Annotated in this window: 15 protein-coding genes and 1 pseudogene; 9 read left to right on the forward strand and 7 right to left on the reverse strand. The window is 65.8% G+C overall.

Annotated features, from left to right (window positions below):
• From WD006_RS09450 to WD006_RS09460, 3 genes are all read right to left on the reverse strand, one after another.
• Entirely contained in the window at nt 1-576 is a 576-nt protein-coding gene (locus WD006_RS09450; RefSeq protein ID WP_029306997.1) for a DUF2478 domain-containing protein, read from the reverse strand.
• Nucleotides 577-804: 228 nt separating this feature from the next.
• Nucleotides 805-2,157: a sensor histidine kinase gene (locus WD006_RS09455; RefSeq protein WP_011519798.1), complete on the reverse strand. Its 1,353-nt coding sequence runs from the start codon at nt 2,155-2,157 to the stop codon at nt 805-807.
• Between the two features lie 2 nt (nt 2,158-2,159).
• Entirely contained in the window at nt 2,160-2,819 is a 660-nt protein-coding gene (locus tag WD006_RS09460) for a response regulator (RefSeq protein ID WP_011519797.1), read from the reverse strand.
• 149 nt (nt 2,820-2,968) lie between these two features.
• Here WD006_RS09460 and WD006_RS09465 point away from each other — a divergent pair, with 149 nt between their 5' ends.
• The 4 genes from WD006_RS09465 (at nt 2,969) to WD006_RS09480 (ending at nt 7,192) form a co-directional block, all read left to right on the forward strand.
• A complete protein-coding gene (locus tag WD006_RS09465; RefSeq protein ID WP_011519796.1) occupies nt 2,969-3,394 on the forward strand; it encodes a PepSY domain-containing protein in 426 nt (141 codons plus the stop codon).
• A gap of 113 nt (nt 3,395-3,507) precedes the next feature.
• On the forward strand, nt 3,508-3,975 hold the full coding sequence (locus WD006_RS09470) for a DUF2271 domain-containing protein (RefSeq protein WP_029306998.1): 468 nt from the start codon (nt 3,508-3,510) through the stop codon (nt 3,973-3,975).
• A gap of 48 nt (nt 3,976-4,023) precedes the next feature.
• Nucleotides 4,024-6,222 carry a PepSY domain-containing protein gene (locus WD006_RS09475; RefSeq protein WP_029306999.1) on the forward strand — a complete coding sequence of 733 codons (2,199 nt, stop codon included), beginning with the start codon at nt 4,024-4,026 and terminating at the stop codon, nt 6,220-6,222.
• Nucleotides 6,203-7,192, forward strand: coding sequence for an FAD:protein FMN transferase (locus WD006_RS09480; protein WP_029307000.1), 990 nt, complete (start codon nt 6,203-6,205; stop codon nt 7,190-7,192). Before WD006_RS09475 ends, WD006_RS09480 begins: the two co-directional genes overlap by 20 nt.
• A gap of 7 nt (nt 7,193-7,199) precedes the next feature.
• Here the strand turns inward: WD006_RS09480 and WD006_RS09485 are convergent, their stop codons facing one another.
• Nucleotides 7,200-8,522, reverse strand: a complete 1,323-nt coding sequence (locus WD006_RS09485; protein WP_029307001.1) for an HdeD family acid-resistance protein — start codon at nt 8,520-8,522, stop codon at nt 7,200-7,202.
• A gap of 192 nt (nt 8,523-8,714) precedes the next feature.
• Here WD006_RS09485 and WD006_RS09490 point away from each other — a divergent pair, with 192 nt between their 5' ends.
• Nucleotides 8,715-9,269 carry a hypothetical protein gene (locus tag WD006_RS09490; RefSeq protein ID WP_029307002.1) on the forward strand — a complete coding sequence of 185 codons (555 nt, stop codon included), beginning with the start codon at nt 8,715-8,717 and terminating at the stop codon, nt 9,267-9,269.
• Nucleotides 9,270-9,327: 58 nt separating this feature from the next.
• Here the strand turns inward: WD006_RS09490 and WD006_RS09495 are convergent, their stop codons facing one another.
• From WD006_RS09495 to WD006_RS09505, 3 genes are all read right to left on the reverse strand, one after another.
• Entirely contained in the window at nt 9,328-9,897 is a 570-nt protein-coding gene (locus WD006_RS09495; RefSeq protein ID WP_062794225.1) for an AAA family ATPase, read from the reverse strand.
• A 5-nt stretch (nt 9,898-9,902) separates the two neighbouring features.
• On the reverse strand, nt 9,903-10,103 hold the full coding sequence (locus tag WD006_RS09500) for a DUF2905 domain-containing protein (protein WP_008648313.1): 201 nt from the start codon (nt 10,101-10,103) through the stop codon (nt 9,903-9,905).
• A 200-nt stretch (nt 10,104-10,303) separates the two neighbouring features.
• Complete coding sequence (locus tag WD006_RS09505) at nt 10,304-11,110, reverse strand: IclR family transcriptional regulator (protein WP_029307004.1); 807 nt, start codon at nt 11,108-11,110, stop codon at nt 10,304-10,306.
• Between the two features lie 124 nt (nt 11,111-11,234).
• On the opposite strand from WD006_RS09505, the pseudogene WD006_RS09510 reads away from it, so the two are divergent.
• The 4 genes and pseudogenes from WD006_RS09510 to WD006_RS09525 all read left to right on the forward strand — a co-directional run bounded on the left by WD006_RS09510 (nt 11,235) and on the right by WD006_RS09525 (nt 15,361).
• A pseudogene (locus tag WD006_RS09510) lies at nt 11,235-12,230 on the forward strand (Bug family tripartite tricarboxylate transporter substrate binding protein).
• Between the two features lie 19 nt (nt 12,231-12,249).
• Nucleotides 12,250-13,773: a class I adenylate-forming enzyme family protein gene (locus tag WD006_RS09515; RefSeq protein ID WP_029307006.1), complete on the forward strand. Its 1,524-nt coding sequence runs from the start codon at nt 12,250-12,252 to the stop codon at nt 13,771-13,773.
• Nucleotides 13,770-14,555: a citryl-CoA lyase gene (locus WD006_RS09520; protein WP_029307007.1), complete on the forward strand. Its 786-nt coding sequence runs from the start codon at nt 13,770-13,772 to the stop codon at nt 14,553-14,555. Before WD006_RS09515 ends, WD006_RS09520 begins: the two co-directional genes overlap by 4 nt.
• A complete protein-coding gene (locus WD006_RS09525) occupies nt 14,552-15,361 on the forward strand; it encodes an SDR family NAD(P)-dependent oxidoreductase (RefSeq protein WP_029307008.1) in 810 nt (269 codons plus the stop codon). Before WD006_RS09520 ends, WD006_RS09525 begins: the two co-directional genes overlap by 4 nt.
• Nucleotides 15,362-15,417 lie beyond the last annotated feature (56 nt).

The raw sequence follows: 15,417 nt of genomic DNA on the forward strand, positions 1-15,417 counted from the left end.
TCATGAACGTGCGTGGCGCGCGCGGAGGCCCGCGAACCACAGGTACATGGCCTCGATCGACGGCTGCAGCTCCGTGCCCGAATCGCCCGTGAAGGCGCGCCAGGCCCGAAGATAGTCGTTCGAGACGATGGTCAGCAGCGGAATGCCGGCGGCGGCCACATTCAGCATCTCGGCAGCGAGTCCACCGCCCTGGGCTTCGAGCCCACCGAAACGGTTGGCCACGCAAAGGTCAGGTCGCGCCTCGACGGCGCGGCGCATGGCGACGCTCGCCGCGGCAATGCTGCCTGCGTCGACGCAGCACGATGTCGAGCCCGAGCCGAGGTTCTGGAACAGGGGGTAGCGTTGGCCACTGTGCTGGTCCACAAGCATTGTGGATGTCTTGTCGCCATTCTCCGCGCGTTCCTGCACGAGCCCGTGAATCCGCAGTCCGGCATGGCGCAGGCCGTCGACGAACTTGGTGAGCAGGCGGTCCGTGCCGGCGTGGTCCGCATGGACGATTGCAGCAATCGGCAAGACTTGTGCCGTGCTATCGCCAGCGTGGTCTGGCTTGGATCCGCGATGGGAATCCTGTGGCATTTGTCGTTTCCTGTGGCGTTCAGAACGGATAGCGAAAACGGTCGTTGTGGCCGGTCAGGCTAGTGAATCCCGCCACGCAACGGACACGCTTTGTCAATCGCAATATAGTGAGCTATATGACGCTATCATGCAGAAGCTGGCCAACAGTTGATAGTGGTTAAACGGAATGAGATTCGCTGGCTGCGGATTTGCTGCCAGGCGCCACATATCGCTGAGTTGGCGGAGGGGTCACCGAGGCCCCATCGTGGCAAGCGGCAAGCCGTCGATTGTGATCCACAAGCCATCCGGCCACCCCGGTGCCGGACTATGCGCGGTAAGCGTGGCGCCAGCCCCGCGAACAATTGCCTCGACGATGGCCAGCCCGAGGCCGCTGCCCCTGGCTGTTGTCGCGCCACGCTCGAACGGCTTCATCAGGCGTGCCAGGTCGTTCTCGGCCAGCACAGGCCCGCGATTCGCCACGGTGAATGCCCCCGCCTCCGACAGCGACACTCGCACGGGTTCTCCGCGTGCGCCGTGCTTCTGCGCGTTGTCGACCAGATTGCGCACCACGATCGCGAAGGCGTCGGGATCGATCCAGGATTCGACGGGCTGATCGGGCAGGTCGAGCGTGATCGGGTTTGGCGTGTGCGCGATGCGCCGGAAGTCCTCGATCACGAGTTCAATCACCGGACGCAAATCCTGCGTCGCGTCACCGAGCACACGCCCGTTCTCGGCCTTCGCGAGCTGCATCAGGCTTTCGCTGAGCCGCGCCAGCGTGCGCAATGAATGTTCGACGTTCTGCACGCGCTCCCGCATGTCGTCGGTCGGCATGTCGGCTTTGAGACGCTGCGTCTGCGCGAGCGCCGCCGCAATTGGCGTGCGCAGTTCGTGCGCGCTATTGGCGGTGAAGCTGCGCTCGGCAGCCAGCGCGCGATCGAGGCGCGCCATCAGGCCGTTGACCGCATCAGCCACCGGCGCGATCTCGGTGGGCAGTCCGCTCTTTTCAAGCGATGTCAGATCGCTCTGGCCGCGCGCGGCGATGCTGCCGCAGAACCGGCGGATAGGCTGAAGTCCCGTCCGGACGATCAGCCAGATGCCGATCAGGCCGACGGGAAGAAACAAAATCAGAACCCTGACGACCGAGAGCGCGGCCGCGACTTTTGCTTGCCGCCGGGCGGCAAGTGGTTCGGCGATCGTCAGGGCTACCGTTCCTTGCAATCCGGGTTCGGTGTAGATCCGATGTGAAAGGGTGGAGGAGAATCCCGGCTTCAGGCCGGCCGGAAAAACACTGAGATCGGCGTCATGCGACTGCAGCAGCAGACTGCCCTTGTCGTCGCGGACCACGTAGGTCAGCAGTTCGTCGTGGGGCCGCACGGCGGTGACGCGGCTGCTGTCGTCCTCATCGTCATCGGCCTCGCGACGCATGATTTCGGTGAGCGCCAGTGGCAGCAGGCGCTGCGCGGCTTCCTGCAACGCGCTGTCCGACATACGATCGACTTCCTGGCGCAGCACGTGGATCGATGCCGCCGCCGCCGCGCACGCCAGCACGACCAGCCCCGCCACCAGCGCCGCCGAGAGTCTGCCCTGCAGGCTGCGCAGCATCGTCAGTCCCGCCTGAGTCGATAGCCTAGCCCGCGCAAGGTCTCGATGACATCCGCGCCAAGTTTCTTGCGCAGCCGGCTCATATGGACCTCGATGGTGTTGCTGCCGACTTCCTCGTTGAAGGAGTAAAGCCGTTCCTCGAGCCTTGCCCGCGACACGATCATGCCCGGATGCTGGATCAGTGCCTCAAGCAGCGCCCATTCGCTGGCCGTCAGGTCGACGCGGGTTTCGCCGCGCATCACGCTATGCCCGGCCGTGTCGATGCGTAGGTCGCCAAGATTCACCAATGGATTCGGATTACCCGCGTACCGACGCGCCACCGCGCTGACGCGCGCGGACAGTTCGGACAGGTCGAACGGCTTGACCAGGTAGTCATCCGCGCCGGCGTTCAGACCGGCAATGCGATTCGACACCTGATCGAGCGCGGTCAGGATGATGATGGGCACGTTCGATCCGCTCGCGCGCAGTTCACGCAGGAAATCAAGGCCGCGGCCATCGGGCAGCAGCAGGTCTAGCAGGATCAGGTCGTAGGTTGCGGCCGCAAGATGTCGGCGCGCATCGGCGAGATTGGCCACGAAGTCGGTCGGATGCCCGTCCTTTTCGATCTGGTCGCGGACGGCCTGCCCAAGCCACGGTTCATCCTCGATGAGAAGAACTCTCATTACGGCTTCCCTGAAGCATGTATCACATGATATTGCCACGCGAACCTGTCGCGAACATGAAGAAAATTCTCTGCCATCGCAAGGTTCGCTTCAGGTTCGCGGCGCATTGTGGAGTCCAAGGAAGCCACACGTAACAAGGAGATGCCGCAATGAAACGCCTTCGGATTGGTATGGGAAAGACCCTCGTGCTCGCGATGCTCGCGCTCGGTGGTGCCACGGTGGGTATTCACACGGTGCAGGCGCACGACCGCGATGACTGCGAGGCGCCGATCAACGACTGGAAGCCGCGCGATGCGGTCCGGGCCATGGCGCAACAGAAAGGCTGGCAGGTCGACAAGCTCAAGATCGACGATGGTTGCTATGAAATCAAGGGCCGCGATAAGGACGGCCAGCGCTTCAAGGCCAAGATTGATCCCGTCACGCTCGACGTCGTGCGCATGAAGCGGGAAGGGGATCACGGCGATCGCGGCGCGGGCAGGACACCGGCGAATGCAGTGGTGAATACAGCGCCCGCGAATGCGGTCACCGACAGTTCGTCGACGCCGGCTACCAAGCCCCAGGTCGAGATCCGCTGAAACCAACTGCGGATCCACACCGCGTACTCCTCGCCAGCGGCACCGCTCACGCAGCGTGTGTGCCGACTGGCCAGGAACGACGACCCCGCTTTGCACAGATCAGGAGCATTCAGATGAAAGCCGCACTTCCCGTCGCCATGCTTGTGGGCGCGCTCGCCGTGCCGTCACTCGCTTCCGCGCGTCAGGTCTCGTTCGAGACGCAGATGTCCAACTATGGCGGAGACGGTGCCTACGTCGCCCTCTATTTGACCGACAACGCCGGACGCTATCAGCGCACGTTGTGGGTGGCCGGGCCCAAGGCCAAGTATCACAAGAACCTGCGCGACTGGTATCGCGCCGCAGGGGGCACCGCGAAAGTGGATGGCATCTCCGGCGCCAGTGTTGGCGCCGGGAAGACGTTGCGCGTGACGCTGGATCTGGCGGACACGCTGATCGATGCCGGATATCAGGTGCATATCGATACCGCTGTGGAGGATATGAAGGCGTACCCGTCTGAGGTTGTCGTGCCGCTGACCATATCCGGCGCGAACAAGCCGGTGAGCGGCAATGGTTACGTGAAGTCGTTCCGCTACGCCTTGTAAGCAGGGCGGCCACGACAACACGCGATAAAGGAAAAAGGAGGTCCACCGATGCTACGCAAGTTCCATCTGGTTCCAGGACTCGTCGCCGCGTTGCTGATGACGATCCTCGCACTATCGGGCGCGGTGTTGTCGGTGAATCCGGCGCTTGAACGTGTGGATGCCGTTCGCGCGGGCCAGGCTTCGGTAAGCGTGGCCACGCTCGCGAGCCGCGTACAGACGGAGATCCCGGGCGTCGAAGCGCTTGCGCGGCGGCCGTCGGGGACGTTCATCGCGTATCACGAGGTCGACGGTCAGCAGCGCGCCTCGATCATCGACCCTGCCAGCGGCAAGGCGACGGGAGACTATGTCACCTCGCCGGTTTGGCGATGGATGAAGAACCTGCATCGCAAGCTGTTTCTCGGCGACGCAGGCCGGATTGCGGCCGGCGTGACGGCCGCATTCATGCTGCTCGTCACGATTTCCGGGCTGGCGTTGCTCGCGCGGCGCATGGGCGGGTGGAAGCACCTGCTCGGCCCGATCCGCGGCAACGGACTCCAGCGCGTGCACAACGAGACCGCGCGCGTGGCGCTGCTAGGGCTGACGCTGTCGGCGGTGACCGGGCTTGTTATGTCGATGACGACATTCGGGCTGATACCGGAAGGCGGCGGCCAGGACCCTGTGCTCAGCGTGCCTGCGGCGGTGGCGCCGGCAATGCCGCTGGAGCGGATGCCCGCGCTGGGTATCGACAGCGCAGGCCTGCACCAACTGACATTCGCCCATGCCGATGCCCAAGGCGACGTCATCGAACTGGATACGACCGACGGCGTCGGGTATGTCGATCCGGCGACGGGGAAGATGATCGCCTTCCAGCCCACCGACGGCTGGCAGCGCGTGCAGGCGGTTGTCCGCATGTTGCATACGGGCCAGGGGATGTGGTGGCTCGGGTTGATGCTTGGTGCGTCGTCGCTGTCGGTGCCGGTGCTGGCAGTGACGGGCCTGCTGCTGTGGCTGCGTCGTCGGGGAACCATGCCGACCTTGGCCGGCAATGTGCCGGCACGCGACGCGGATACGGTGTTGCTGGTGGGCTCCGAGGGCAACACCACATGGGGCTTTGCTTCTGCGCTGCATGCCGCGTTGACCGAGGCAGGCCTGCGCGTGCATACCGCGCCGATGAATGAGCTGGCGGACAGCTATCGTGGGAAAAAGCGGCTGCTGGTCCTGACCGCCACGTATGGCGATGGCGATGCACCCGAGAGCGCAAGTCACTTCCTGTCGAAGCTCAATCGCCTGACGGTCCCAACCGATACCGACTTTGCGGTGCTGGGGTTCGGTGATCGCCAGTTCCCCGCGTTCTGCGGCTATGCGAGCGCGGTGCACGATGCGCTGCTGGGCAAGGGTCTGCGAGCCCTTGCCGATCCGGGCACGGTGGACCGGCAGTCGGAGCCGGAATTCCGGCAATGGTGCGACTGGCTGGCCACGACGCTCGGGTTGTCGCTTGATATTCGCTACACGCCGATGCTGCCACCCAGCGTGCCGCTCAAGCTCCTCTCGCGTGAGGACTACGGCGTCGGCGCTGAGGCGATGACCTCGGTCCTGCGCTTCGTCCCGGAGCAGCGTGCCACGCCGTTCCGGCCAGGGCTGCCCACGTTCGAGACCGGGGATCTGCTCGGCATCGTGCCGCCCGGCGCTACGTCGCCCCGGTACTACTCGCTCGCGAGCGGCGCGGCGGACGGTGTGGTGGAGATCTGCGTGCGGCGGCTGCCTGAAGGCGTGTGTTCCACGTACCTCACAGACCTGCGCCCCGGCGACACCATCGACGCATTTATCCGGCCGCACACGCGCTTCCGGCCCGAACCAGGCAATGCACCCGTGATCATGATCGGGGCCGGCACCGGGATCGGCCCGTTGATTGGCTTTATCCGGCACAACGCGGCACGCCGGCCCATGCACCTGTACTTTGGGGCGCGCAATGCCGAGGACGGCTACCTGTATCGCGACGAGCTGAAGGGCCTGGTGGCCGACCAGCGGCTGCACGCGCTCACGACCGCGTTCTCACGTTCGGGCAACCGGACCTATGTGCAGGAAAGACTGGTCGCCGATGCGCAGAGCCTGCGCGGGTTGATGGCCCACGGTGCGCAGATCATGGTGTGCGGCGGCCGCAAGATGGCCGAGGGCGTGGCACAGGCGTGGGAGCGGATTCTGACGGACACCGGCTTGTCCGTCGCGCAACTCAAAGCGGAGGGACGCTATGTCGAGGACGTCTACTAATCGGTCAGACACGGCGCTCGAACTCTGTCGCGTCAGCGGCGCGACCATGGGCACCCGCTACACGGCGGCATACTACGCGCCGCCGGGCATGGATGAAGCGGTGCTGGCGGAACGACTCGCCCTGGCGGTTGGCGCCGTGGATGCGCAGATGTCGAACTGGAAGGCAGACTCGGATCTGTCCCGACTGAACCGTGCTGCGCCGGGCGGTTGGGTGCCGGTCTCCAGGAACCTCGCAACCCTGCTTGCGCGGGCGCTGAAGATCGGCAGTGATACGCACAACGCGTTCAACATCGGCGTCGGCGATCTGGTCGACCGGTGGGGGTTCGGACCGTCCGGGGCGCAATGCGTTTCGCATCCAGATCTCGGTGAGGCGGCCGGCGCAAGTCCCCGCCAGCCAGCAGGAGAACTGATCGAGGTGGATGAGCGGCTGTGCCGCGTGCGCAAGCTCGGCCCGGTCGCGCTCGATCTATGTGGTATCGCCAAGGGGTTTGGCGTCGATGAACTCGGGCGTGTGCTGAGCGAGCACGGCATCGAATCCTGGCTGGTCGGCATCGACGGCGAAATGCGCGCGCGTGGGAATAAGCCAGATGGCGGGCCGTGGGCGATCGCCCTCGAGGCCCCGGACTATGAGCGCCGCGCGGCGATGGGCGTGATCGAACTGGCAGATGCCGCCATTGCCACGTCCGGCGATTACCGGCGCTGGGCCGATGTCGGCGGCGCGCGCATTTCGCACACGATGGACCCGCGTACCGGTGCGCCGCTGGCGGGTGGGATGGCATCGGTCACGGTGGTAGCGAAGACCTGCGCGGATGCCGATGCCTATGCGACGGCGCTGATGGTGCTCGGCGCGCAGGCTGGGCCGGACTACGCGCGGCAGCGCGGCCTCGACGTCCTCTTCATCGTGCGCGATGGCGAGGCGCTGCGCACGATCGGAACCGGATGCTTTGCGGGCGAGGCGTCGTCAAGCTGACACGGCACTAGCGCGATTCGCGCCCCGAGCGCCGCGCCGCCAGCCCGCTCCACACGGTCGCCCACGCAAAGGGGCGCGGGTCGGCCAACATGCTCATGGCGCGAGCGTAGTCGAGTGTCAGGCCCGGCGTCCACGCCATGGTGGCGGCGCGTTTGCGCAGATGGGCCGCTACCCACAACTCCGGTGTCAGCAATAGCCGGAACAGCGGCCACCAGCCGCCGAGCCGCGTCCAGGCACGTGTGGCGGCGCCCTCCAGTGCGGCATCGAGCGCACGTGCCACCGTGCTCGAGCAGTTCCGGTATGTCAGATTGTAGGTCGTGTTCTGCCGATAGTCGTGCCAGAAGTTCTGCAGGCGCTCGGCATCGTAATTGCGAATACGGACCTGAACGGTCGACGCGCACCATGCCTTGGATTCTGTCGGATAGTCAGGCTGGAACCGTCCGGATACGTTGTTCTCCTGCGTGGCCCGCAGCAGCCGCGTGAAATCGTCTGGCGAACGGTCGATCTCGACGGCCGGGTAGAGGCTGATGTAGATGCCTTCAGGTGATTCCAGCGCGGCGTGCCCCGTGGAGATAACGCCATCGCGGTCGACGGCGGCGATGTAGCGGTCGATGATCGGCTGATGCTGTGCCTTGGACTTCGCGGAACCCACGGGCGTCCAGACGTGGACGGTCAACGCGCGTTCGTCCGACGCGGGCGGTCCGCTCCACGTTGTCAGGCGCCGCTTGTTCGATTCGGCGCTGGCGGACTCCGGATCCTTGCGCAGGCCGGGGTTGCCGGCAAGCCGGCGCGCGCGCGATGCCAGCAGCAACATGTTCCAGCCGCCGAAGATCAGCCCGAGCGCCACGCAGTAGGGCACGGTGCCGACATAGTGCGTCGGGTAGGGCTGGATGAAGAAGATGGCCAGGGCGATCTCGATCACGCCTCCCGCCATTGCCAGCCGCCACGTGCGAAAGCGCACTACATGCGCGGAGGCTACCTGCAGCAGGCCATCGGCCAGAAACAGCGCGCCGAAGATGACCGACAGGACCATGTGGCCATGGTGGCGCTCGGCCAGTACGAGGATGGCGGCAACGCTGAAGGCGATGCCCTTGGCGTAGCGCAGCGTACGCTGGCCACCAATGCCGGTCGAGGCGACGGCCAGCGTGGCCAGTCCTTCCAGAAGCAGCAGCCAGGCAAATGGCTGGATTGGGAAATCAAGCTTGCCGTCGAGCGCATCGATGAACAGCACGGCACCGACCGCGATGCTGAGGGCGCCGGCCCAGGCCAGCGCTTTCCAGCGTGTACGCAGGTAATCCACTCCCAACAGCAGCATCAGCAGGCGAACCATTGGCGTCTCCGGCGTGGCGGTATGAATGGTTTGCGGATTCTACCGTCTCTTTCAATGCCTGAACCAGCATGACGGCAAGGTAGCCGGCGCTGCCACCCCCCCAAGGTGGGATTTGGGTCTCGCGGAATTCTTCCGTAGTTCGTTGAGGGCACGGATATCGTCAGAGCCCATATAACCCACTGGAAGAGAATCATGAAGCAAAGCAAGTTTGCCCTCGTTGCCGCCATCTGCGCGACGGGCGTTCTTTTGACCGGATGCGAGACCACGAACTCGATCCCCTACAAGGCATCCGCCTCGAACGTCATCGCCATCCAGCAGAGCCTGCAGTCGAAGAAGGTCAGCGTCAGCGATGTCGGCATGGCGCCGGGCGTCGACGAGAGCCCGCTGTGCCGTCTGATGGGGCCGGTCAAGGTGGCGCCGGGCAAGACGCTGTCGCAGTACATCAAGGACGCCTTCCAGGAAGAACTCCTGATGGCGCAAGCCTATGATGTGAAGGGCGCCCCGATTCAGGGCCGCATCGAGGAACTGAGCTTCAGCTCGGTGTCCCCGGCGTACTGGCAGATCACGATGGCCGTGCAATCGCCGGCGGACAAGGGCTACAAGGTCTCGGTCAAGTACCCGTTCGACACGAGCTTCACGGCCATGGGCGCGTGCAAGAACGTGGCGGATGCCTTCGGCCCGGCCGTGCAGGAACTGCTCAAGCAAGTCGTGACGAACCCGCAGTTCCCGAAGCTGTCCGGCAAGTAAGCCATCGAAGCAAGCCGTCTGGGGTACGCCCCCTTCCGCTTCTCGCGGAGGGTGGCGTCTACCCCTGGAGGGTATTCAGGACGAAATCGGCGCGCTCGGCAATGCTGGCCCTGGGGATGATGCGAACGTCATATCCAAGCGCTGGATAGGCTTCGAGCAGCCGCGCGTACTCTGCGGTGGCGGCGTCGAGGTCATGGCGGCGCTCGGCGTCCTGAACGTAGATCTCCGGCCAGGGTGGCGTCAGGAATACGACCCGATGGTACGGCCGGACCTGATGCACGAGCGGCGCGAGTTGCGGCTTGCCACTGACGTGCTGAAGCGCGACGAACGCGTCGACCAGCCCCCGATCGAAGAAGACCCATTTCCCCGGCTCACCCGGTTCACCGAGTCCAACCTGGCCAGCCGACTGTTCCAGCGCGAGCACGTCGGCACGCGCCATGGCGATCACGCGGCGCAGAAAGGCAGGCATGTCGACCCATGGCAGTGCGTTGCCATGGCGGGCCGTTTCTTCCACGACGACGCGCCGCCCTGGTTCTTCCACCACGGGATAGCCACGCGCCCCGAGTTCGCTCAGCAGCGACGATTTCCCGCCACCCGAGCACCCTGAGATCACGACGCACTGGCTCATCGCCGTCATCGCCGTAGCAGCCAGAGCACCAGCGACACCAGCAGCGAGATCAGGATGCAGGTGGTGATGGGGAAGTAGAAACTGAAACCGTCGCGGACGATCCGGATGTCACCGGGCAGCCGCCCGAGCGGCAGCCGCGATAGCCAGGGCCACGCGATTGCCGCGACGAGAAACAGGCAGCCAAGAATCAGAAGCAGACGTTGCATGACGGAGGCGGTAGGGCGCAGGGCCGAAAGCGGTGGGGAAGGGAATGCGGGCTGGCGGGATTGCCGGCGGGCGGCGCTTCCCTGGTTCGACCGGCTGTGTGGAAGAGGATTCCCAAATGGAACGGGCAGGCCAATGATCTTGCCCGTAAAGCGGCGGAGTGTCGACCTGGCGTTCCGCCAGGTGAGTCGCTACGGCCCGGCTACAGGCCACGCGGCAGCAACGCCGCCACTGCTTCGCGCATCACCCGAGCCAGCAACTGCTGCCGCTCGCGCGGCATTCGCGCGAGCGTGGTGGCCACGCTGATGCCAGCCACGGGCTCGCCATCGCGATCGTGAACGGCCATGCCCACGGCCAGTGCGCCGCGCGTGGCGTGATTGCCGATCACCGAGTAGCCGCGTTCGCGCGTGGCGCGGATCAGGATGCGCATCCGGTCGGGCGTCATGCCGCCGTACTGGTCCAGCACGCCTGCATTGGTGGCGATCACCTCGTCGACGGTGGCATCGGGCAGTGCTGCCAGCAGCGCCAGCCCCGCTGCGCCAACGCCCAGCGGTTGCCGGGTGCCCACCTGGATGACCAGCACCTGCACGGGATGGGTGCCCACGTGGCGCGCGATGCAGCGCGACAACGCGCCATCGCGAACCACGCCGAAGGCGGCATCGCCGCACGCCTGGCTCACCCGCGTGAGCACCGGGCCCAGCTTTCCAGAAAGGTCCGTCGATTCCCCACGCTGTGGCATTGCCGCCAGACGCGGACCGCGCACATAGCGAAATCTCCCATGCTGGACCACATATCCACAGTCGATCAGGGTCGCCAGCAAGCGGTAGACCGTGGGCCGCTCCAGGCCGGCCGCGCGGCACATGTCGATCACCCGGAGACCATCCTTACCGGCTGCCAGGATGGCGTCGAGCAGCGTCAGGCCGCGTCGTAAGGCGCGGGTGCCTTCCTCGGAGGTCGAAGATGAAACGTCCGTCTGCCGGACGTTTCGATTCGCAGTGCGAGAAGTCATGGGAAAGAATTTGCGGGCCGGAAAGCAGTCCGCAGTATGCCGCAGGCGCGCCGCAAGGTGCGATGGGCAAATCGAGCAGACGGGCGCGTTCCGGGCACGACCACCCAACTAGGAGACAGCACTCATGATTTTCTGGAACGCGGCGCGCAGGCGCCTGTTGAGCCACGCCCTGATCAGTGCCGCGCTTGCGTGCGGCGTTCCCGCCGCCCAGGCGGCGGATTCCAGCTTTCCCACGCGCCCCGTGCGGCTCGTGGTGGGTTATGCCGCCGGAGGCGCCACCGACGTGCTGGCCCGCCTGGTAGCGCAGAAGATGGGCGAGGCGCTGGGTCAGCCGATCGTGGTGGAAAACCGCGCCGGCGCCAATAGCAACGTTGGCGCCGAAGTTGTGGCCAAGGCGACGCCGGATGGCTACACGCTCTAGGTCTTCACGATCGCGAACACGATCAATGCCACGCTCTACGACAAGCTCGGCTACGACCCCGTGCGCGACTTCGAGCCCGTCGGCATGATTGCCAAGATCCCGAACGTGCTGGTGGTCAACCCGAAGTTGCCGGTCAAGACCGTTGCCGACTATGTGCGGTTGGCCAAGGAGTCGTCCGACGGTGTGACGTTCGCGTCGTCGGGCAGCGGATCGTCCATCCATCTGTCCGGAGAGATGTTTCGTAGCCGCAGTGGCGCCAACATGCTGCACGTGCCTTACAAGGGGAGCGCGCCGGCCGTCACCGATCTGCTGGGTGGGCAGGTGCAGTCGATGTTCGACAACGCGCCGTCCGCGCTGCCGCACGTGAAGTCCGGCAAGTTGCGCGCCATCGCGGTCACCAGCGCCCAGCACATGCCCCAACTGCCTGATGTGCCCACGGTGGCGGAATCCGGACTCCCGGGCTTCGATGTGCAGTCATGGTTCTCTATCGCCGCGCCGGCGGGAACGCCCAAGCCGGTGATCGACAAGCTCAACACGGCACTGAACAAGGCGCTCAACGCATCCGACGTACGCGAGCGCATGCGCGACCTGGCGGCCACGCCTGAGCCAGGCACCCCCGAGCAACTCCGTACCTTCGCGGCGTCCGAGATCAAGCGTTGGCACGACGTGGTCAAGCAATCGGGTGCGCGTGTCAACTGAGGATTCCCAAGGACCATCCATGCTTCCGATCGAACTGTTCTGGCGGGCCGCCGACCGCTGGCCCGACAACATCGCCATTGACGCCCCCGGCGGCTGCCTGCGCTATCGCGAACTGGCCGGCCAGGTGGCGGCGCTGGCCACGCATTTCATGACGCTCGATCCCGCGCCGCAGAGTCGCGTGGGCATCTGCGCCGGCAACTCGGCCGAGCACATCGTGGCGCTGCTGGCGGTGCTGGCCAGCGGCAAGATCTGGGTGCCGCTGAACCCGAAGAGCACCCAGCCCGAGTTGCGCCGCATCATCGACGCCACGACGCCGAGCATCGTGGTACTCGATGCCGCCTCCGAAGCGCTGCTGGGCGATGCACCGGGCACGCGGCTCTACACGGACTATGCGTCAGGCGGCGCAGACGTGCTGAGCGCCGTTGTTCTCCGGTATCCCGATGCCACGCGCCCGGTGCTCGATCTGCACCGGGACGCCACGCAGGCCATCAAGTTCACAGGCGGTACCACGGGCGCGCCCAAGGGCGTCATGCAGCCGTATCGCGCCTGGATGACCAATATCGTCAACCAGATCCACGCCTGGGGCTTCACCGAGGCGGATCGCTATGTGATGGCCGCGCCGATCACGCATGGCACGTCCACCTACGTCATGCCGATCCTGGCGCAGGGCGGTTGTCACGTGATCATGGAAGGCAGCGGGGCAGAAGCGGTGCGCGCCACGTTCCGTGACCGCGCCGGCACGGTCTGCTTTATGCCGCCCACGCTGATCTACATGCTGATGGCGCTGCCCGACACATCGCGCGCCGACTACCCGGCGCTGCGTCGCCTGATTTACGGCGGCGCGCCGATGCCGCCGCAGAAGATCCAGCAGGCGCGCGAGTTCTTCGGGTCGGTGGTGGCCACCACATATGGCCAGACCGAAGCGCCGCAACTGCTGACGGTGATCGGCCCCGACGATCTGGCTGACGAGCGCCGCATTGCATCGGTGGGGCGCGCCACGTGGTTCAGCGAGGTGGCGATCATGTCCCCCGACGGGCGTCTGCTGCCCCGTGGCGAGGTGGGCGAAGTGGTGGCGCGTGGCGATCTGGTCATGACCGGCTACTGGAACCGCCCGGACCTGACCGCCGCGACGATCGTCGACGGCTGGTTGCATACCGGGGATCGTGGCATGTTGGACGCGCAGGGTTTCCTGTATCTGAAGGACCGCCTGCGCGAAGTGGTGATCACCGGCGGCTTCAACGTCTACCCGATCGACGTGGAGAACGCGCTGGGCCAGCACCCGGCCGTGCATGAATGCGCGGTGTTCGGCGTGCCCGACGACAAATGGGGCGAAGCGGTCCACGCGGCCGTGCAATTGCGCGAAGGATGCGCGGTGCAGGCCACCGAGCTGATCGCGTTCGTGCGCGAGCGGCTGGGTCCGGTGCAGACGCCAAAGCAGATTCATTTCCACACCAGCCTGCCGCGCTCCACCGTCGGCAAGGTACTCAAGAACACCGTGCGCGACCAGGCGCTGACGGCATTGCAAACCGGAGACCAAGCATGAGCCAACAAGACAAGCCGGTGACCCGGCTGTGCACCCACACGCTGACCAGCCTGCACTATCGCGACGCCAATCTCGTGGACGACCTTCTGGGCAAGAAGACCTTCACCGAAGTCATGCTGATGCAGATCCTCGGCCGCACCCCGCGCCCGGTGGACATGCGTATCGCCGACATGGTGCTCGTGGTGCTGATGGAGCACGGCCTGACGCCAAGCGCCATCGCCACGCGCCTGATCTACATGAGCGCGCCAGAGAACCTGCAAGGCGCCGTGTCGGCTGGCCTGCTGGCGGTTGGCAGTTCGTTCGTCGGCACGATGGAGAACTGCTCGACGTTGCTGGACCGCATTCTGGCGGCACAGGACCCCGATGCCGAAGCACTGGCCATCGCGCGCCACTACAAGGAAATGCGGGCGGCCGTGCCGGGCTTCGGCCATCACCTGCACAAGCCGGTGGACCCGCGCGCGTACAAGCTGCTGGAACTCGGCGATGCGGAGCCGGATCTGGCCGGCGCGCATATCGGTGCCCTGAGACGCCTGTCGGCGGCGGTTGACGAAGTGGCGGGGCGGCGGATCACGATCAATGCCACGGGGTCGGTGGCCGCGCTGCTCGGCGAGATTGGCGTGCCGACGGCGGTGATGCGGGGGTTCGCGGTGATCTCCCGCGCGGCTGGGCTCGTGGCCCATATCGTGGAGGAGCAGCAGAGCCCGTCGGGACGCTATATCTGGGACGTGGTCGAGGAGGCCATCCCTTACGTCGGCAACGCGCCGCACGGAGACCACGCATGAACGCGCTGCCGCTCAGTCTGGCGGACCGCACCGTGTTCGTGGCGGGCGGTGGATCGGCGGGCCCCGGCTGGAGCATCGGGCGCGCCGCCAGCGTGACCTATGCCCGGCTTGGCGCCCGCGTCTGCGTGGTGGACCGCGACGCCGCCTCGGCTGCGGAGACGACGGCGCTGATTCGCGCCGAGGGTGGCGCGGCAGAGACCTTCGTCGGCGACGTGGCGGAAGAGGCGGAGATCGCGCGCCTGTTCGCGGAGGCGCGCGAGCACTTCGGCCCCGTCGATGTGCTGCATCACAACGTTGGCATCGGCAAGACCGGCGGGCTTCTGGATACCGATGTGCGGGATTTCGATGCGGCCCACAACGTAAACGTGCGAAGCCTGCTGCTGGCGTCGCAGCAGGTGCTGCCGTCGATGGTCGAGCGGGGCCGGGGTGCCATCGTCACGGTTTCCTCGGTGGCGGGGTTGCGCTATATCGGCTATCCGCACCTGTCGTATAGCGTCAGCAAGGCCGCGCTGATCCAGTTCACGCGGATGATCGCGCAGCAGTACGCGGGCAGCGGCATCCGTGCGAATTGCGTGGTGCCGGGTTTGATCGACACGCCGCGCATCGCCCATACCGTGGCGAAGCAGTTCTCGGCGGACAGCCTCGACGACGCCCGCGCGGCGCGTGCAAGGCAGGTGCCGATGCAGCGGATGGGCACCGCGTGGGATGTGGCACACGCCTGTGCGTTCCTGGCGTCGGATGCAGCGGCCTACATTACCGGCACCGAGCTGGTGGTCGATGGAGGGATAACGGGGAAGTACGCATAGGTGCGTCCCCGATGGGCGCCGCTCAGCCGAATCAGCCGAATCAGCCGAATCAGCCG

It is taken from the genome of Cupriavidus sp. Met-2 (assembly GCF_049843575.1).
Lineage (GTDB): Bacteria > Pseudomonadota > Gammaproteobacteria > Burkholderiales > Burkholderiaceae > Cupriavidus > Cupriavidus metallidurans.